Source organism: Dactylosporangium fulvum (genome assembly GCF_025137375.1).
Lineage (GTDB): Bacteria > Actinomycetota > Actinomycetes > Mycobacteriales > Micromonosporaceae > Dactylosporangium > Dactylosporangium fulvum.
In genome coordinates this window covers 3091586-3110268 of sequence record NZ_CP073720.1, presented here as the reverse complement: position 1 = coordinate 3110268, position 18683 = coordinate 3091586, and the positions used below count along the sequence as shown (strand labels likewise).

20 protein-coding genes are annotated in these 18683 nt (G+C 71.3%); 13 read left to right on the top strand and 7 right to left on the bottom strand.

The features are described from left to right. Positions 1–22 precede the first annotated feature (22 nt). Positions 23–1408 carry a PQQ-like beta-propeller repeat protein gene (locus Dfulv_RS14355; protein ID WP_259863444.1) on the bottom strand — a complete coding sequence of 462 codons (1386 nt, stop codon included), beginning with the start codon at positions 1406–1408 and terminating at the stop codon, positions 23–25. Between the two features lie 300 nt (positions 1409–1708). Between Dfulv_RS14355 and Dfulv_RS14350 the strand changes: the two genes are divergently transcribed. Beyond that, positions 1709–3064: an FAD-binding oxidoreductase gene (locus Dfulv_RS14350; protein WP_406567968.1), complete on the top strand. Its 1356-nt coding sequence runs from the start codon at positions 1709–1711 to the stop codon at positions 3062–3064. Positions 3065–3153: 89 nt separating this feature from the next. Here the strand turns inward: Dfulv_RS14350 and sigJ are convergent, their stop codons facing one another. Next, positions 3154–4092: an RNA polymerase sigma factor SigJ gene (sigJ, locus tag Dfulv_RS14345; protein ID WP_259863442.1), complete on the bottom strand. Its 939-nt coding sequence runs from the start codon at positions 4090–4092 to the stop codon at positions 3154–3156. A gap of 187 nt (positions 4093–4279) precedes the next feature. Between sigJ and Dfulv_RS14340 the strand changes: the two genes are divergently transcribed. The 8 genes from Dfulv_RS14340 to Dfulv_RS14305 all read left to right on the top strand — a co-directional run bounded on the left by Dfulv_RS14340 (position 4280) and on the right by Dfulv_RS14305 (position 10974). After that, on the top strand, positions 4280–4624 hold the full coding sequence (locus Dfulv_RS14340) for a DoxX family protein (protein ID WP_319805838.1): 345 nt from the start codon (positions 4280–4282) through the stop codon (positions 4622–4624). Positions 4625–5361: 737 nt separating this feature from the next. Further along, positions 5362–5898: a helix-turn-helix domain-containing protein gene (locus tag Dfulv_RS14335; RefSeq protein ID WP_259863441.1), complete on the top strand. Its 537-nt coding sequence runs from the start codon at positions 5362–5364 to the stop codon at positions 5896–5898. Beyond that, the gene (locus tag Dfulv_RS14330; protein ID WP_259863440.1) at positions 5898–6269 is read left to right on the top strand and encodes a hypothetical protein; all 372 of its coding nucleotides are present in this window, start codon (positions 5898–5900) and stop codon (positions 6267–6269) included. The genes Dfulv_RS14335 and Dfulv_RS14330 overlap by 1 nt, the downstream gene beginning before the upstream one ends. Further along, a complete protein-coding gene (locus tag Dfulv_RS14325) occupies positions 6266–7168 on the top strand; it encodes an ABC transporter ATP-binding protein (protein ID WP_259863439.1) in 903 nt (300 codons plus the stop codon). The genes Dfulv_RS14330 and Dfulv_RS14325 overlap by 4 nt, the downstream gene beginning before the upstream one ends. After that, on the top strand, positions 7165–7962 hold the full coding sequence (locus Dfulv_RS14320; RefSeq protein WP_259863438.1) for an ABC transporter permease subunit: 798 nt from the start codon (positions 7165–7167) through the stop codon (positions 7960–7962). The genes Dfulv_RS14325 and Dfulv_RS14320 overlap by 4 nt, the downstream gene beginning before the upstream one ends. Before the next feature lie 206 nt (positions 7963–8168). Then, positions 8169–9191, top strand: a complete 1023-nt coding sequence (locus Dfulv_RS14315) for a CPBP family intramembrane glutamic endopeptidase (protein WP_259863437.1) — start codon at positions 8169–8171, stop codon at positions 9189–9191. Between the two features lie 5 nt (positions 9192–9196). Then, entirely contained in the window at positions 9197–10372 is a 1176-nt protein-coding gene (locus Dfulv_RS14310; RefSeq protein ID WP_259863436.1) for a sensor histidine kinase, read from the top strand. Beyond that, on the top strand, positions 10369–10974 hold the full coding sequence (locus Dfulv_RS14305; RefSeq protein WP_259863435.1) for a response regulator transcription factor: 606 nt from the start codon (positions 10369–10371) through the stop codon (positions 10972–10974). Before Dfulv_RS14310 ends, Dfulv_RS14305 begins: the two co-directional genes overlap by 4 nt. 66 nt (positions 10975–11040) lie before the next feature. Here the strand turns inward: Dfulv_RS14305 and Dfulv_RS14300 are convergent, their stop codons facing one another. The 5 genes from Dfulv_RS14300 to Dfulv_RS14280 form a co-directional block, all read right to left on the bottom strand. Continuing rightward, entirely contained in the window at positions 11041–11451 is a 411-nt protein-coding gene (locus Dfulv_RS14300; RefSeq protein ID WP_259863434.1) for an arsenate reductase ArsC, read from the bottom strand. A gap of 35 nt (positions 11452–11486) precedes the next feature. Beyond that, entirely contained in the window at positions 11487–12248 is a 762-nt protein-coding gene (locus tag Dfulv_RS14295) for an aquaporin (protein WP_259863433.1), read from the bottom strand. Positions 12249–12294: 46 nt separating this feature from the next. Continuing rightward, on the bottom strand, positions 12295–12954 hold the full coding sequence (locus Dfulv_RS48555; protein ID WP_319805793.1) for an arsenate reductase ArsC: 660 nt from the start codon (positions 12952–12954) through the stop codon (positions 12295–12297). A 15-nt stretch (positions 12955–12969) separates the two neighbouring features. Then, on the bottom strand, positions 12970–13671 hold the full coding sequence (locus tag Dfulv_RS14285; protein ID WP_259863432.1) for an arsenate reductase/protein-tyrosine-phosphatase family protein: 702 nt from the start codon (positions 13669–13671) through the stop codon (positions 12970–12972). Between the two features lie 155 nt (positions 13672–13826). Continuing rightward, positions 13827–14204 carry an ArsR/SmtB family transcription factor gene (locus tag Dfulv_RS14280; RefSeq protein ID WP_259863431.1) on the bottom strand — a complete coding sequence of 126 codons (378 nt, stop codon included), beginning with the start codon at positions 14202–14204 and terminating at the stop codon, positions 13827–13829. Positions 14205–14308: 104 nt separating this feature from the next. On the opposite strand from Dfulv_RS14280, the gene Dfulv_RS14275 reads away from it, so the two are divergent. From Dfulv_RS14275 to Dfulv_RS14260, 4 genes are all read left to right on the top strand, one after another. After that, entirely contained in the window at positions 14309–14518 is a 210-nt protein-coding gene (locus Dfulv_RS14275) for a hypothetical protein (protein WP_259863430.1), read from the top strand. Beyond that, positions 14515–15783 carry a M28 family metallopeptidase gene (locus tag Dfulv_RS14270; protein ID WP_259863429.1) on the top strand — a complete coding sequence of 423 codons (1269 nt, stop codon included), beginning with the start codon at positions 14515–14517 and terminating at the stop codon, positions 15781–15783. The genes Dfulv_RS14275 and Dfulv_RS14270 overlap by 4 nt, the downstream gene beginning before the upstream one ends. Before the next feature lie 124 nt (positions 15784–15907). Next, the gene (locus tag Dfulv_RS14265; protein ID WP_259863428.1) at positions 15908–17332 is read left to right on the top strand and encodes an NAD(P)-binding domain-containing protein; all 1425 of its coding nucleotides are present in this window, start codon (positions 15908–15910) and stop codon (positions 17330–17332) included. Positions 17333–17342: 10 nt separating this feature from the next. Then, positions 17343–18677, top strand: a complete 1335-nt coding sequence (locus Dfulv_RS14260; protein ID WP_259863427.1) for an MFS transporter — start codon at positions 17343–17345, stop codon at positions 18675–18677. Positions 18678–18683 lie beyond the last annotated feature (6 nt).

Sequence of the window (18683 nt, the reverse complement as noted above, 5' to 3'; positions counted from 1 at the left end):
CGTCCACCGGCGCAAGCCGGCATCACGGCAGTCTCCACGCCGACAGCACTCCGTCGACCACGCACACGAGCATGTTGCGGCGCTGGAGGCACTGGTGCTGCCCATACCACTCGTTCGACCTGCCGATCACGGTGATCCTGCCGCTGCGCGGGTCGACGACGCCGAGCACGGCCGTGCGGTCGTCGACGCGTCTCCACGACACGAGCCGGCCGCCCGGCAGGGACACGACAGGACGCCATCCCTCGAGCACCCGCACGACCCGGCCGGTGCGGGCGTCAACGGTCACGACGGGCCGCGCGGCGGTCTCACTCGGTTCCCTTGTCGTGAGGACAAGGATGTCGCCGTCGCGGCCGAGCAGATCGGTGTAGCGGTCGAGGTGCCAGCGTTGCTCGCCGGTCCCTGGGTCGACGCCTGTCAGGCCGGACTCGTCCCGAAGACAGAACAGGTCGGCCGCACAAGGGTAAGGGCTCCCGCCCGAGCCGTTGGAGCGGTCGTCCTGCCAGCGCCACAACAGCCGGCCGGTGCCACGGTCGTAGACGTCCATGCCACGCTCGCCGGCCTTGGAGATCAGCATCTTGTCGGGCACGGCCGGGCCGGACTCGTGGAAGAGATCTCCGACCGTGAACCCGGAAACGGTGCCGGACCAGTCCAACTGGTGCGTCGCGATGACGGCGCCCGTGTCGAGGTCGCGGATCCGCAGCAGACCGGTCGGGCTCAGCTCGAACATGAGGCCGGGCCCGGAGTCCTCATCGAACCAGCTGAAGTCGGCGACGGAGCCCCTCGGCACGCGAACCTCCCACACCGTCGCCCCGGTGCGCTCGTCCAGCGCGAGGTACCGCCGCTCGTGCTGTTCCACCAGAATTTCGCCGGTGAGGTCGACGCCGGCAGGCTGGCCCTTGTCGGTGACGCCGGTCGCGTCCTCGGCAAGGATCCGCCCTCCGGCCCGCCGGAGGGCGGCAGGCTGCGTGCGCTGCCACAGCCGCTCGCCAGTGGCAGCGTCGAGCACGGTGAGCGTCGGGGTCGAGCCGGCGGGCACGTCGGCCGTCAGGGCCATGACGTTGTCGGTCAGGAACGTCAGGTGCTGGTCGAGGCCGAGCCCCATCGACCAGAGCCGGGTGCCGTCACGCAGGCTCAGCACCTCGACCCGCGTGCCGGCGCCCCCCGGCTGGTACCGCTGGATGATGAGCCGATCACCGCTGGCCTCGACATTGAGGACCCGGAAGTCGTCGAAGGTGAAGACCGGCTCGGTGCTCGCGGACGGTGTCGCCGCCGCCAGCACCCCCAGCGTGGTCAGCGCCACCGCCACGAGCGCGATCCACCGCAGTCCCGCCCGCATTCGCGGTGGCCGCGATCCTTCGGGCGGCCGCCATGGGCTGGTCAGGTCGAGCTCGATCATCCCGTCCGGCACGGCACCCCCTTCTCGCACAGCACAGAGTCCCATGACCGCGGCGCGGTTGCGGCCCATGACCGGCAGTTGAGGGCACCATGATTGCACTGACGTGAGCGGCCGCTTCCGCTCCGGGTGCTCGGTTCGGCCCGGACCTGGTTGCCGTGCCCGGGCCCGAACCTGCCGGGGTCATGCCGCGCCGCAGCGGCTGAGCGCGGTCGGGCGGTGCGGTCGGGGGTGGGAGACAGGTCACAGCCGGTGGGGCTCACATCTTGCCGGGCCGAATCGTCACTCATGCGTACGAATCAAAAATTCTCCCGCATGGGAAGGAACGCCATGAGTCCAGCGCTTGAAAGCCTTCGCCGTGAGTTCGGCGGTGCCATCATCGAACCGGGTGCAGCGGAGTACGCATCGGCGAGCCGCTCGCTCCTGGCTTCGGGTAGCCCGGTCTGCGTTCTGCGGCCCGAGAGTGTCGAAGACGTGCAGGCCGGTGTCAGATTCGGCGCCGGCGCAGGGCTTGTGCTGTCCGTGCGAGGCGGCGGCCACAGCTTTGCGGGCTTCGGTACCAACGACGGCGGCGTCGTGATCGACCTCAGCGACCTCGCGGACGTGGAGATCATCGATGGTAGCCGTCACCTGGTGCGGATCGGCGGCGGCGCCACCTGGGGTCAGGTCGCGGCCGCCCTGGCTCCGCACGGTCTGGCGATCTCCTCGGGCGACACCAAGAGCGTCGGTGTCGGCGGGCTGACGTTGAGCGGTGGCATCGGCTGGAAGGTCAGGAAGTACGGTCTGGCCCTGGACAGCATGGTCGCCGCGGAGTTGGTCACCGCCAACGGGGACCTTGTGCGGGCGAGCGCGCAGGAGAACCCGGAGCTGTTCTGGGCGATTCGCGGTGGCGGCGGCAATTTCGGGATCGTGACCGCCTTCGAGTTCGCGGCGCACCCGACGACCGACGTCTGGTACGGCAAGATCTCCTTCCCGGCACCGGAGGCGGCCAGCGTGCTCCAGGGTTGGGCGGAGTACCTCCGCACCGCCCCCGAAGAGCTCACCTCCATCGTGAACCTCGCCAATCCCTTCACCGGCGGACCCGAAGCGCCGGTCGAGATCCACGTCGCCTTCGACGGCGACGATCCGCAGCTCGCCGCGAACGTGCTCGACCCGATCCGCCGGCTCGGCACGGTGATCGACGACGACGTCGCGCCCACACCGTATGCGGACACGCTCGTGGACGGCGTGACCCCGCCGCCCGGCGTACGGCTGGTCACCCGGAGCGCGTTTGTCGACAAGGAGTCGGTGTCCGAGGTCCTTCAGATCCTTGCTGAGGTGGGCGCGTCGGCGCGGCCGCCGGTCATCGCCGTTCGCGGCCTCGGCGGTGCGGTGTCCCGGATCCCCGGCGACGCCACCGCCTACGCGCACCGCCAGGCGGAGCTGATGATCATGACAACCGTCGGGGGGCCCGAGCCGGTCGTCGAGGCCGCCGGTCCGGCTCTGGACGAGATCTGGGGCAGACTCGCACCGCACGTCAACGGCGCCTACGCGAACTTCCTCGCCGCTGCCGGCGAGGAAGATGTCGCCGCGATCTATCCACCGGAGACCTATCAGCGGCTCGCGGCGGTCAAGCGCCGGTACGACCCCGGGAACCTGTTCGCCCGCAACCACAACGTCCGCCCTGAGTGAAAGGCATCGTGAGAAAGCCACGAGTGGGGTCTACGCCGACTGCCTTCCGGCAGGTCGGCGGCCCCACCGGGTGCTGATGGAGACGCGGGTCAGCCCGCAGTCCAGGGTCGCAGCTTCTCGGGGTTGCGTACCGCCCAGATGCGCTTGACCCGGTCGCCCGCGACCTCGAACGCCAGCACCGCCACGGTGGCGCCCTCGTGTTGAACCACCAGGCCTGGCTGACCGTTGACCGCGCACTCCAGGATCGTCAGGCCGGCTGCCCACTCGGCGAGGCCGACCAGGTAACGGGCAATCTGTTCGCCGCCTTCGATCGGGTGCGGCGCGGTGGGCACCAGGCCGCCGCCGTCGGCGGTTGCGGTGGCGTCGGGGTCCAGCAGGCCGATGAGGGCGTTGACGTCCTTGGCTTCCCAGGCCTGCCGGAGGCGCCTGACGACGGTGTCGCCGCGCTGTACCACGGGGGTCGCGGGAGCCTGCGACGCCGCGATACGACGGCGGGCCGACGCGGCCAGCTGGCGGCACGCCGCCGGCGTCCGACCGACGATCTCGGCCACTTCAGGGAAGGGGTACCGGAAGACGTCGTGCAGGATGAACGCGACCCGCTCGGCCGGGGTCATCGACTCGAGCACGACGAGGAAGGCCATGTTGACCGACTCGTCGAGGGTGACCTGGTCGGCCGGATCGACTGCGACCCCGTCCGGCCGCCCGCCGATCCACCCCGTGCGGTCGGGTACCGGCTCCGGGAGCCATTCGCCCACGTACCGCTCCCGCCGGGCCCGGGCCGAGCGGAGCAGGTCGAGGCAGATGCGGCTGGCGACCGTCGTCAGCCAGGCGCCGGGAGACTCGACGGCGTCCTGCTGTTGCGGAGTCATGGCATACCAGCGGGCGTAGGTTTCCTGCACGGCGTCCTCGGCCTCCGCCAGCGAGCCGAGGAGCCGGTAGGCGAGGTTGACCAGCCGGCGCCGCTCGCCGATGATCGCGCTCAGACCCGGGTCGAACCGGCCGCCTTCCGGCTCGGACTGTGTGGTCATGGTGTCGCCGGCTCCCTCGCGTCGTCACTGCCCTCATCAACTCGACGAGACAGCACACCGAACTGTGTGGTTGGCGCCTGACCTCACAGTACGGGTGCCCTCGTCGTCGTACTGCTGAGACCGCAACGACGTGCGAGGAGAACCCGCATGAACATCGCCCTATGGATCATCGCCGGGCTGTTGGCCGCTGCTTTTCTGGCCAGCGGCGCCATCAAGTTGGCCCGGCCCAAGCGGACGCTGGCCGCCGCCCCCCGGCGGAGGCTGGGTCGAGAACATCAGCGCCGGCGCCGTCAAGGCCATCGGGGCCCTCGAGGTCCTGGCCGCGATCGGCCTGGTCCTGCCCGCCGTGCTCGGCATCGCGCCGGTTCTCGTGCCGCTTGCCGCCGTCGGCCTGGTGCTGCTGATGATCGGCGCGATCGTCACGCACCTGCGCCGTCATGAAGCCAAGCCGATCCTGGCGAACGTGGCCTATCTCGCCCTGGCCGTCTTCGTGGCGTGGGGCCGCTTCGGCCCGCACTCCTTCACCGGCTGACCGCCGCCCAGGGCACCCCGCCAGACCGTCCAAAGTGGAATCCAGCAGGTGGCTGTTCGTCTCGCGCCCGCTGCACACTGAACGCCTGCGCCGGGGCACCCGAACCGCCACCCGCCGCCTGGGCTGCTTCTCGCCAGTCTTGATCGCTGGAAGGACGTGGCCGCCCCGGAAGTTCTTGGTCGCGTCCGCCACGGCGGCGCCCCTTCAGGGTTCGCCAAGCATGATCGCGAACTTGTCGCAATCATGGCCAACCACCGACCCGAAGCGCACGGGACCGAGTAGCCAGTTTCACGATCACAGAGGATTTGTGTTGCTGGAGAGCCTGTTGCGCAATTCGGATCCCTCGCGCGCCCACCCCGAAAACCGCGCCGATCTTGGAGTTGTGGTCCTTGACAAATCCGGACAAATTCGGAGGTTCATGGCGCCACAACTCCAAGATCGGCGCGTAGTTGGGCCGCCAACTCTACCAACCGCAGCCGCACCACCCGGCCGCACTCAACCACCGCGCCCGTGATCGCGAGATGTTCGCGATCACCGAGCGCGGTAGCCGGGGCTGACCGCAGCTGCGGTCGACGCGGCACTCAGCTCGGCGGCGGCTCCGCCGCGCAGCTGCCGGGACGTCCACCAGGGCTTATATTATCATTCTCGATAGTGATAATATATCTACCGTGGCGATGTCGAGTGAGCGTTGGGCCGAGTTGGCACTGCATCCGGTGCGTATCAGGATCCTTCGGGCGGTGGCCGGCACCCGGCTGACCACGCACCGCCTTGTCGAGCTGCTGCCGGACGTCCCGCAGGCCACGCTGTACCGGCATCTGGCCACGCTGGTCACCGGCGGCCTGCTGGACGTGGTGGAGGAGCGCAAGACGCGCGGCGCGGCCGAGCGGGTGTACGCGCTGCCCGCGGACGGGGCGACGTTGGACGCCGCGGCCCTGGCCACAGCGACACCCGACGATCACGCGCGCTACTTCACGGCGTTCGTGTCGAGCCTGCTGTCGGAGTTCTCCCGCTACCTCACCCGGGAGCGGATCGACCTCGCCGCCGACGGGGTCGGATACCACCAGCTCGTGCTCCACCTGACCGACGCGGAGCTGGCCAAGTTCGCCACCGACCTCAATCAGCTCATCGGGCCGCTCCTCGGCAACGAACCGGGCGGTGGCCGAGTGCCCCGGCTGCTGGCCACCATCCTGCTGCCGGCCGACCAGCCGGCCGGCACCACACAGGACACACCGCTGCGGGAAGACGCCCCCGGCGCGAAGGAAGGGAGAGGCTGATGGCATCGGCCACGGTCACCGGCGAGCTCATCGAGATCCGCCTCACCGAATGGGAGCGGCGCTGGATCGGTCGGGAGCGGCTGGCCATCCCGGTCGCCTCTGTGCGGCACGCCGCCGCGGTCGACAACCCGCTCCGCCTGGCGCGCGGTGCCCGGCGCGGACTCGCGATCTCCGGCTTCGTCAAGATCGGCATCTGGGGTTTGTTCGGTGGTCCCCGGCAGCTCGTCTCGGCCCGCCGGGGCGAGCCCGGCCTGCATCTCGTCCTGGACCGCACGGCCGGTGGCGGCGAGTTCGACGAGATCGTGCTCTCCGACCCCGACGCGGCTGGCATCGCGGACACGATCGCACGCGCCACGGCGGCCCGCCGATGAACATCGAGGTTACGCACCTGACCAAGCGATACGGTGACGTCACCGCCGTGCGGGACCTGACGTTCACCGTCCAGCCGGGAGTGGTCACCGGATTTCTCGGCCCGAACGGTGCCGGCAAGACCACCACGATGCGGATGCTGACCGGCCTGGTCACGCCCACGTCCGGCACCGCGACGATCGGCGGCCGGCCGTACGGGCGGCTGGCGCGGCCGTCGAGCACCGTCGGCGCGGTGTTCGACGCCAACGCGTTCCACCCCGGCCACACCGCCCGCGACCACCTGCGCGTCTACGCCGCGATGGCCGGGCACCCGGACGGCCGGGTGACCGGACTGCTCGACCTGCTCGGCCTCGCCGGGGCCGCCGACCGACGCACCCGTGGGTTCTCCACCGGCATGCGGCAACGGCTCAACCTCGCCACCGCGCTGCTCGGCGACCCCCGCGTCCTGCTGCTGGACGAGCCGAGCAACGGCCTCGACCCGGAAGGCATGTCGTGGCTGCGCGGCTTTCTGCGCCGCTTGGCCGACGAGGGCCGCACCGTCCTGATCTCCAGCCATGTGCTCAGCGAGGTCCAGCAACTCGCTGACGACGTGGTGGTGATCCGACGCGGCGAGCTCGTCGCCGCGGGGCCATGGTCCCAGCTCGCCGGGCCGCCGACGGTGCTGGTCAGCTCGCCCGACGCCGACCGGCTGGCCGCCGCCCTCGCGGCCACCGTGGCGGGCGCCGCCGGGCACGTCGAAGCCGCCGGGGCCGGTCGGCTGCGGGTGCGCGGGCTCGACGCGCCAGGCGTCGCCGACCTCGCCGCCGCGCACCGGCTGCGGGTACACGAACTGGTCACCGAGAGCACCAGCCTCGAACAACTCTTCCTCCACCTGACCACCGACAAGGCGGCCACCCGATGAACCAGCTGATCAAGGCGGAACTCCGCAGACTCCTGGCCACCCGGATGTGGGGTGGGCTGCTGCTCCTCGCCGTCCTGCTCGGCGGCGGCATGATGGGTGCGCTGGCGCTGGTCGGACCGGAGAACTTCCATCCGCCCATGCCCGGACTCGACACCGAGAGCGGCATCCGTGCGCTCCTGGGCATCCTCGGCTACACCGCGTTCGTACCGGCCGCGGTCGGCACGGTGGCCGTCACCTCCGAGTACCGGCACCGCACGGTCGCCGTGACGTTCCTGTTCGCGCCGCGCCGCTGGCAGGTGCTGGCGGCCAAGCTGGTCACCTACGGCCTTGCCGGGCTGGCGTACGGGCTCATCCTCGCCGGGTCCGCCGCCGCAGCGCTCTTCGCCGTGACCGCCGTCCGCGGCGTCCCGCTGGGCCTGGCGACCGGAACGGTGCTCGCACTGCTCGCCCGCATCGGCCTCGCGATGGTCGTCTATCTACTCATCGGCGTCGGCGTGGGCGCCCTCATCCGAAACCAGGTCGCGGCGCTCGCGGTGGTGGTCGGCTACCTGTACATGGGCGAGGCGCTGCTCATGATCATCCCGGGTATCAACCTGCTCTACCCGATCCTGCCCGGCGGCGCCACCGCCTCCCTGACGGACTTCACCTACCTGTCCGACGCGATGTCGCAGGAACTCGGCAGCACCCCCGTCCAGCTACTGCCGCCGATCGCCGGGGCGCTGCTGCTCCTGGCGTACGCGCTCACCGCTGCCGTGATCGCCGTCATCGCACCGATGCGACGCGACATCACCTGACCGCCCGACGATTGCCAGTCGGAGCATCTGGTTGCATTGTTCGCATCTCAATGGGAGGGGCTCATTCACCTGGACCTGATCCACGTCCCGAACAAGCCTTCAGCGGGCGCTCCATGACATATGTCATTGCCGCACTGCGCGGATCGCATCAAAACACATTAGCCGTGCCACTGCCGTGCGTAAGTACACCCGGAAAGGATGGAGGCGTGACTCAGAACGACTTCCTGATCGCACCCTCCATGTCGGACGCGGGCTCCAGAACCGTCGAATCCGGAAAACGACGCCGTGGCCCCCGACCTGCCCTGCCGGGCGTCGAGTACCACCGCGTTCTCGCCGGCGACGAGCGCCGCATCGGGCGCGGTGTGCTCGCGCTCGTGCTGGTGCTGTTCGGCCTGTTCGGTTTCGGCGGCATCATCGGCTATGCCGGCGGACAGATCGACCTCCACGTGTTCGGCCGCCACAACATCATCGCCGGCGGCACTGAGTTCACGCCGATCATGCATCTCGGCAACGTCGTGTCGATCGCGCTGCTCATCCCCTGGAGTATGTGCATCCAGCGCTGGCTCTACGGCGTAAAGGGAGCCTCGTTGCATTCGGTGCTCTCAAAGCTGCGTCGCGCCCGTATTGGTCGCGCCGTGATGATCCTGCTGCCCGTCTGGGCCGTCTACTTGACGGTGTTCACGGCGCTCTCGCCGTACCAGGTGACGGACTGGGCCGTGTCCGACCTGCTCTGGCTGTTCGCGATCACGATCGTCTTCCAGCCGCTCCAGGCCGCGGGTGAGGAGTACGGCTTCCGCGGGCTTGCATTCCGCGTTGCCGCGAGCTGGGGCCGGGGGCCGCGCACCGCGCTCATGATCGGCATCATCGTCTCGACCATCCTATTCGCCGTCATCCACGGATCCACCGACGTATGGCTGAACGTCTACTACGTCACGCTTGGCGTCACCTGGTCGCTGATCACCTGGCGCACCGGGGGACTTGAGACCTCGATCGTGATACACGCGGCGAACAACACGGTCGCGTTCCTGCTGATGCTCGTAATGCACAGCGACCCCGTCTCCGGCGGTGACCGCTCGTCGGGCGTCGGCTCGATCATCTTCCTGATGCCGTGTGTGCTGATGGCGATCATCACCGCGGTGATCTGGTTCCGTACCCGGCGCACCGGCCCCGCGCGCACCCCCCAGCTCGACGCGTCCGCATCTGCGATGTATGCGCCGAAGGCACAATGAGGGGCATGAGCGACTGGCCCGTGGTCAGCGCACGACGGTTCGAGACCTTCGTGCGCTGGTCCACGTACACCGTCGTCACAACCCCGATTGCCACGCTGCTCAACAGCGTGTTCGCGGCGGGCCTCCCGGTCGGCGAGCACCTCGTCACGATCATCGTGGCGACGGTGCTCGGCGCCCTGCTCGTCGTCGGCAACGTCCTCGTGAGCCGGTGGAGCGTCGACACGGTTGTCGGGCAGGAGCGCCGCCTGCCCGCGGCCGGCGTCGTCGCGTGGGTGGCGGTGCTCGTGGCGACGGTCGCCGTGCTCCTCACCATCCCGGTGCCCGCGACGGGCGTCACGGTCGCCGCAGCGGTCGGATCGGCGGCCGCGAGCCTCGTGCCGGTACTCGACGCGCGCCGCACGCTGGCGCTGAATGCCGGCATCGTCGCGCTGGCGATTCCGCTCGCCGCGCTCGTCGACCTTCCGCTGCTCATCGTGAGCGCGCTGATCGTCAGCATGGTGCTGTGGGCGTGCTGGTCGAGCGTGTGGACACTGCGAGTGCTGGACGAATTGCAGAGCGCGCACGTGGACCGCGCCGCGCTCGCCCTCGCCAACGAGCGGCTGCGCATCTCCCGCGATCTGCACGACGTCTTCGGCCGCACCCTCGCCGCCATCGCGGTGAAGAGTGAGCTCGCCTCGGAACTCATGCGCCGCGGGCGCGCCGAGCGCGCCGCTGACGAGATGGCCGAGGTCCGCCGGCTCGCGGAGGAGGCCGGAACCGAGGTGCGCCGGATAGTCCGCGGGGAGCTGCAGACCACCTGGCAGGCGGAACTCGACGGTGCCCAGTCGCTGCTCGGTTCCGCAGGCATCCACTGCATGGTCACCGGTGACCCGGTTCCTGCCGGGGCCGCCGACGCGCTGGCCTGGGTCGTGCGCGAGGGCGTCACGAACGTGCTGCGCCATTCCACGGCCACCCGGGTCACGATCGCCACCACCGTCGAGGACGGCGAGGCCCAGCTCACCATCGCGAACGACGGCGCCGGAACCGCGCAGCCGAGTTCCGCCGACCCGAATGCCGGAACCGGACTGCACGCGATGTCCGAGCGCATCCGCGCGCTCGGCGGGCGGACGGAGACGCGGCGTGACGGAGATTGGTTCCTGGTCGACGCCGTCGTCCCGCTCACAGAGGGAGAGAGCCCATGATCCGCATCCTCGTCGCCGACGATGAGCACCTCATCCGCGACGCGATCGCGGGGCTCCTCGACCTCGAGGACGACCTCGAGGTCGTCGGCCATGCCGCGTCCGGCGACGAGGCGCTCGCCGCCGCATTGCGCCTGCACCCGGACGTGGCGCTGCTCGACCTGCAGATGCCCGCACCGGACGGCATCGAGGTCGCCCGCCGGCTCACGATCGAGCTGCCCGACTGCCGGGTCATCATCGTCACCTCGCACGGTCGCCCCGGCTACCTGAAGTCCGCACTCGCCGCCGGAGCGCGCGGGTTCCTGCCGAAGACGGTGTCGTCCCGCACACTCGCACAGGTGGTGCGTAAGGTCGCCGAGGGCGGACGCCACGTCGACCCCGAACTCGCCGCCGAGGCCATCGGCGCCGGCGACTCGCCCCTCACACCACGCGAGGCCGACGTGCTCGCCCTCGCCCGCGATGGCGCACCCGTCAACGAGATCGCCCGGCGCGTCTCCCTCTCCCCCGGCACGGTACGCAACTATCTCGCCGCCGCCATCACCAAGCTGCACGCCGCCAACCGCCACGAGGCCGCCCGCATCGCCGCCGAACACGGCTGGATCTAGGGTCTGTGTCTTCCGTGTGTCCGATGTGGAGCGTTGGTGGCCGGCGGCGGGGCTTGTGGCGGTGGTTCAGGCGGTGCTGAGGGGCAGTTCGGCGAGCAGGTGCTCGACGCGCCGTTTGATCTCGTCGCGGATCGGGCGGACCGCTTCGAGGCCCTGCCCGGCGGGGTCGTCGAGCTGCCAGTCGAGGTACCGCTTGCCGGGAAAGACCGGGCAGACGTCACCGCAACCCATCGTGATGAGCACGTCGGAGGACTCGGCGGTCTCCCGGTCCAGCTTCCGCGGCGTGTTCGCCGTGATGTCGATCCCGACCTCACGCATCGCCTCGACCGCCACCGGATTGATCCGGTCGGTGGGCTCGGACCCGGCCGAGCGGACCTCGACGCTGTCCCCAGCGAGGTGGCGCAGCCAGCCGGCGGCCATCTGCGAACGGCCGGCGTTGTGCACACACACGAACAGGACGGTGGGCTTGGTGCTCATACGGTAGGGCTCCTCTGGCGTACGGTCGTCAACGATCAGGATGTGCCGGCGGCGCCGGCGTTGGCCTGCCGCACGGTTGCGTCGGCAGGGTGGGCGACCACGACCTCGTCGGTGCTGCGGCTGACGCCCGGGTACAGGGCGAGCACCAGGCCGACGCCGGCCACCAGGCCGGCGAACTGGGCGACGACGAAGCCGGGCACGGAGGCCGGGGCGATGCCGGCGAACGTTTCGGTGAAGGACCTGCCGATGGTGACGGCGGGGTTGGCGAACGACGTGGACGAGGTGAACCAGTAGGCGGCGCCGATGTAGGCGCCGACCGCGGCCGGCGCGACCGCGGCGCGGCCGGCGCGCGCGAGGGCGAAGATGAGCAGGATCAGCCCGGCGGTGGCGACGACCTCGCCGAGCCACAGGTGTCCGGCGGTGCGGTCCTTGGTGGAGAAGTCGACGGCGGGCAGGGCGAACATCAGGTCGGCCAGAACCGCACCGCCGATCGCGCCGAAGGTCTGTGCGGTGACGTATCCGGCGAGATCGCGGCCGGTGAGGCCGGTGCCGGTGCGCCGGCCGAGAAACCAGTCGGCGGCGGAGACAACAGGGTTGAAGTGCGCCCCGGACACCGGCCCGAAGGTCAGGATGAGCGCGCCGAGCGCGAACGCGGTCGCGATCGAGTTCTCCAGCAGCTGCAGGCCGATGTCGTCGGACAGTTCGGTGGCCATGATGCCGGAGCCGACGACGGCGGTGACGAGCAGCGCGGTGCCGAGGAACTCGGCGAGGAGCCGGCGCCACAGGGTGGGGTTCACGAAGGTCTCGTTCCTGGTTCGGGGTCGGGTCGGGTTCGGCCGGGGTTCAGGTGGTGGGGATGGCGAGTTGGTCGATGAGGTCGCGGACGCGGCGTTCGAGTTCGTCGCGGATCGGCCGCACCCGCTCAAGATCGAGGCCCGCCGGATCGGCGACGTCCCAGTTCTCGTACCGCGTGCCGGGAAAGACCGGGCAGGCGTCCCCGCAGCCCATCGTGACGACGACGTCGGCGGCGCGGACGACCTCGTCGGTCCACGGCTTCGGGTACTCAGCGGTGATGTCGATGCCGCGTTCGGCCATGGCCGCGATCGCCGACGGGTTGATCTCGACGCCGGGCTCGGATCCGCCGGACCAGGCGATCGCACGGTCGCCGGCGAGGCGGGTGAGGAAGCCCAGGGCCATCTGCGAGCGGCCGGCGTTGTGGGTGCACAGGAACAGTACGACCGGCTTGCCGTCGCGGTGGTGGCCCTCGACACGGGCGAGGGCGTGCAGGCGTTGCCGGGCGAAGCGTTCGGCGAGCAGCGGCAGGTAGTTCGGCACGCTGCTCAACAACGCGAACTGGTCGTAGCTGGTGTGCAGGAACCGTTCGATGGTCTCGGCGCCGTAGGTGCCGTCGAACTCGAGCGCGAGTCGCTGGGCGGCGGTGCGGAGCGCCAGTTGCTGGTCGACGGACAGGTCGGGGTGGTGGTAGGCGATCACGTCGGTCATGACGTCGCTCCAGGGTTACTGGGATCGGTGCCGTGCGGGGGCGACAGCGGGTGCGAGGCGGTTGATGCGGTCGGCGAGGTCGGTGTAGGCGGCCTCGAACGCGGCGTCGGTGTCGACGCGGACCGGGTCCGGCACGGACCAGTGCAGCCGTGGCCGGACCTCCGCGGCCGGGTCGGTGAGGTCCTCGTGGGCGTTGTCGCACACGGCGATGACGAGGTCGCCGTCGTGCACGACATCGGCGACGTGGGCGGTGCCGGTGGGGTCGATGGTGAGGCCGTGCCGGTGGGCGACCCTGACGGCTCGGGGGTGGACCCGGGCGGCCGGGTGGGTGCCGGCGGAGGCGGCCGAGCCGCCGACGCGGTCGCGCCACAGCGCGGCGGCGAGCTGCGAGCGGGCCGAGTTGTGGGTGCAGACGAACACCACCCGGTCGGCGGCCTCCAACGGTGGTGGCGCGAGCGAGGCGAGGACGTCGGGCACCAGGCGCAGGTAGGTGCGGCGCCGGTCGCCCTCGGAGCGGCCCCGCACCAGCAGTCCGGCCTCCTGGAGCACCTTGACGTGGTGGGCCACCAGGTTGGTGGGCATGCCGAGGTCGTGGGCGATCTCGCCCGGGGACGCATCGCCGAGGGTGAGCGCGTCGACGATCGCCAGGCGAGCCGGATCGCCGAGCGCGGCGTGCACCCGCGCCCGCGCCAGCAGTGATGAAGACTCAGGTTCCATTGAGTCAATCATTACTGAGGTACATCGCGAGGTCAAGACAGCGGTGCTGATTGCCCTCCGGTCACGCGCCGCACGCCCGGGTCCCCCGACAGATTCCTACACAAGGCGAGGTCCGCGCACCGGCATCGCCGTTCGACCAGCCTTCCGTCTCATGGCTACACGCCGGTGCGGTCGTCCACGGCGAGCAGCGCGGCGAGCTGCCGCATGAGGCCCGGGCGGGCCCGGTAGTACACCCAGGTGCCGCGACGATCGGCATCAACGAGGCCGGCTTCGCGCAGGGTCTTGAGGTGGTGGGAGATCGTCGGACCGGACAGCTCGAAGGCCGGAGTGAGGTCGCAGACGCAGATCTCGCCCTCGGGCGCCGAGGCGATCATCGACATCAGTTGCAGCCGGACCGGGTCACCGAGGGCCTTGAACGCCGGGGCGAGCACCGCCGCGGTCCCGGCCGGGATGCGCTGCTGCGCGATCGGGCTACAGCACGGCTCACCCGCGCTGAGGTCGGCGAGGGTGAGAACCGCAGGCTGTTTTGACATACCTCTAGGTTGACAGATCTCGAATCAGTGTGCAACGGTTTGATTTGACAGACGTCAAGACAGCCGCAGCAACTGGCGTGTACATCGTTTGAAGGAGTGTGACCATGAGCGAGGCCCAGCCCCAGACCAGCGCCCCGACGGTAGGTGGTTTCGCGGGCGACCCGGCCGCCGCGCTGACCGTCGCCGGCACGAGCGGTTGTTGCGGCAACCCGCCCGCCGCCACCCTCACCCTGCCCGAGCCGGCCGCCACCGGGTCGCCGTGCTGCGGCACCACGACCGAGGCGGCGACCTCCGGCGCGGGCTGCTGCGGATGAACACCCCCACCCTGGCCGCAGCGATCCGTGAGCGCCTGCGGGCTGCTCTCGGCGGGGTGTCGGGCGAGCGGATGACCGCCACGGTCGCCGCCCTGGCGAGCGAGCCGTTCACCGGGCGGCGGGTCGGCAGTGCGGGCGGCGCGGCCGCTCGCGCGTGGCTGGCCCGGCACCTGGAAGACACCGGTGCGGTGGTGTCGTTCGAGCCGTTCACCGCGCCGTTCGTGCCCGAGGTGTACGCGCAACCCACGGTCAGCTGGTCCGACGGCACCACCGAGCGGCGGCTCGCGTTCGGCCGGGACGTCGCGGTCCATCTCGCCTCCGCCGACCAGCCACTTGTCCGGCACGGCGACCTCGCCGTCGCCGGGGCCGGCGACCCGGCGGGACGATGGCTGGTCGTACCGCCGGATATGAGGCTGTTCGACGCCTACGGCCACGCGCACGGCGCACTCGGCCTGCTGGTCGGCCGGGGCGTGGACGCCGACGGCTGGCATTACACGATGCTGGCCGGTCCGAACCCGGGTCCGCTGCCGATCCTGACCCTCGACACCGTCACCCACGCCGCCGCCCAGGCCGCCGCGGCGGTAGGGGTGGGCCGGCTGGCCGGCGGCACGCCGATCCGCCGCCGCGACGTCACGGCCACCAACATCCACGGTCGCTGGCGGGCAGCGGCGGACGGCGGGGCGGATCTCCTGCTGACCGCGCACTACGACGGGGTCGGCGACCATCCCGGACTGCGGCAACCGGCCGCAGCCGACAACGGCAGCGGCGTCGCCGTCGTGCTGGAGGCCGCCCGCACCCTCGCCGCCACCTTGCCGGACGGCGTCGGGCTGTCGGTGGCACTGCTGGACGGCGAGGAGGCCGGAGCGCTCGGCTCCGCGCACCACGCCGCCCAGCTGCGTGCCGCGGGCGCCGCGCCGACAGTGATCAACGTCGACGGTGCCGGGCACCTCCACAAGGCCGCGGCGGTCGAGGCCGGCGGGCCGGCACACGCCCTCCTGGCGGCCCTCGACCAGGCCGGCCGACACACGGGCCTGCCCCTCGTGGCCGGTCCGGTGGCGTCGGACAACCGCCGCTACGCCGCCGCCGGGCTCGCCGCGGTCGGCATCGGCGCCGGGATGGCGGGGTACCACAGCCCGGCCGACACCCCGGACCGCGTCGACCAGGCCACCCTCACGGCGGTGGCGCGGCTGGTCGTGGCGACGGCATTGCTGGTCACCACCGACTCGGCTCCGCGAGCGCGTCGGCCGGCACGCCGCCCAAGGTGATCGATGGCGCGACGTCGCCTGACCACCGCACCCGGATCTCAAGCCAGCCCCTCCACGGCCCGCGCGCACCGCACCGCCGTCCGAGGTTTTATTTCGACAATATTCAAGACAATGGAGGATCGATATGAGTACCCAGCTGAAGGATCTGCCGGTCGTGGTCATCGGCGCCGGCCCGGTCGGGCTGGCCGCCGCCGCGCACCTCGCCGGGCGCGGTATCCCGTTCACCGTCCTCGAGGCCGGTGACGGCCCTGCCGCGTCGGTGCGGCGGTGGGGGCACGTGCGGCTGTTCTCCCCGTGGCGGTACAACATCGACTCCGCCGCCCGTCGGCTCCTCGCCGACGCCGGCTGGGTCGAGCCCGACCCGGAGGTCCTGCCCACCGGCGCGCAGCTTGCCGAGGAGTACCTGCAGCCGCTCGCCGACCTGCCCGCGCTCAAGCCGCACGTCCGCTACGCGGCGCACGTCGTGGCCGTCACCCGGCTCGGCGTCGACCGGCTGCGCACCGCCGGCCGTGACACCGCGCCGTTCCTCGTCCGCCTCGCCGACGGCGACGACGTCCTCGCCCGGGCCGTCATCGACGCCTCCGGCACCTGGACCAACCCCAACGTCCTCGGCGCATCCGGCATCCCCGCCCGCGGCGAGCACACCGCGACCGCGTTCGTCGACCGCGCCCTGCCCGATGTGCTCGGCGCCGACCGCGACCGGTTCGCCGGCAGGCGCACCCTCGTCGTCGGCGCCGGCCACTCCGCCGCGAACACCCTGCTGTCCCTCGCCGAACTCGCCGAGCAGGCCCCCGGCACCAGCGTGGTATGGGCGATCCGCTCCGGCAGCCCCGGCCGCACCTACGGCGGTGAGGCCGCCGACGCCCTGCCCGCGCGTGGTGCCCTCGGCACCCGGCTGCGCGAGCACGTCGAGGCCGGCACCGTCGAACTTGTCACCGGCTTCTCCATCCAGTCGCTGACCGTCACCGACGGGAACCAGGTGGTCGCCTCCGACGGGACGCGGCCGGTCACCGCCGACCGGATCGTCTCCGCAACCGGATTCCGGCCCGACCACACCGTCACCGGCGAACTGCGCCTCGACCTCGACCCGATCCTCGGCTCGACCCGGGCCCTCGCACCGCTCATCGACCCGAACGAGCACTCCTGCGGCACCGTTCCGCCGCACGGTGTCGACGAGCTCGCCCACCCCGAGCCCGGCTACTACGCCGTCGGGGTGAAAAGCTACGGCCGCGCGCCGACCTTCCTGCTCGCCACCGGCTACGAGCAGGCCCGCTCCGTCGTCGCCGCGCTGGACGGCGACTGGGACGCCGCCCGCGACGTCCAGCTCGACCTGCCCGAGACCGGCGTGTGCAACAGCAACCCGATCATCGGCGAGACCACGATCGCCGGTACCGGCGACGGATGCTGCGGCCCGGCCCCGCAGCAGGCAGCTCCGGCCGGGCGAGGGTTGGCGACCGGCATCGCGGGCGGGCTGCTGTCCACGCCGCTGGCGTCGCTGCCCGTGGTGAACTCCGGCGGTGAGCAGTCCGGCGGCACCTGCTGCGGCTGACCACACCCGTATGGCACCCACGACGACACCGGTGGCCGCGGACCGCACGGTCCGCGGCCACCGGCAGGTGTTCCACGGCTGGTGGATCGTCGCCGCGTTCGCGGTCACCCAGACCGCCGGCTACGGCGCCCTGTACTACGCCTTCGCCGTCCTGCTGCACCCGATCGCCGCCGACCTGCACACCACCTCCGCCGCTGTCACCGGCGCCCTCACCGCCGCCATCCTCGCCTGGGCCGCGGCGGCCATCCCAGTGGGCCGGTGGCTCGACCGCCACGGCGGCCGCGGCCTGATGACGATCGGCTCGCTCGCCGGCGCCGCCCTGCTCGTCGCATGGTCCCGCGTCCACGAGCTGTGGCAGTTGTACCTTGTGTTCGCCGGACTCGGCGCCGCGATGGCGATGGCCCTCTACGACGCCGCCACCGCCGTCATCGTCTCCTGGTTCGACCCGGCCCGCCGACCGAAGGCGATCCTCGCGATGGTCATCGTGGCCGGATTCGCCAGTACCATCTTCATGCCCCTCACCGGATTGTCGGAGCAACGGTACGGATGGCGCACCACCCTCCTGGTGCTCGCCGCCGTCTACGCCGCCGTGGCCGTGCCGCTGCACGCCCTCGTCGTCCGCCGCCCACCGGCCGGCAACGGCCCCGCCGGACGACCGGCCACCGCCCAGCGAGCGGCGGCCGTGCGCGCCGCGACCCGCGACAGCCGGTTCTGGTGGCTCGCCGTCGCGTTCATCGCGCACAGCGCCGCCATGACCGCGATGACTGTCCACCTCGTCGGTTTTCTCACCGGCGAGGGCCACCCGGCCACATTCGCCGCCACCGTGGCGGGACTGCTCGGCGTGCTGTCGGTGACCGGCCGCCTCGTCCTCACCGGCGCGCAGCAACGGCTCCGGCTGACCACCGTGGTCGCGGCGGTGTTCGCCACGCAGGCCGTCGCGGCCATCACCTTGCCACTGCTCGCCGGCACCCGGACCGGCGCCGTCGTCGGCGTGGTCGCCTTCGGCATCGGGTTCGGCGTCGCCAACCTCGCCTCCCCCGCACTGCTCACCGACCGGTACGGTACCGCCGGCTACGCCACGATCGCGGGCACCCTCGCGACCCCGGTGACCCTCGCGAAAGCCGGCGCACCGCTCGGCGCAGCCGCGCTGTACACCGCCACCGGCGGCTACACCCCGGTCCTAGCCACCATCGGCGCGGCCTGTCTGGTGGCTGCCGCCGGCATCCTCGCCCGCGCCGGCACACCCGCACCGGCAACCGAACCGGAGAGGCTGCTCCCTACCGGGAAGCACGCCGGTGTCAGCGAACCGGTTGCGTCGTCGAAAGGCCGGCCCGGGCCGGAGTGATGGCGG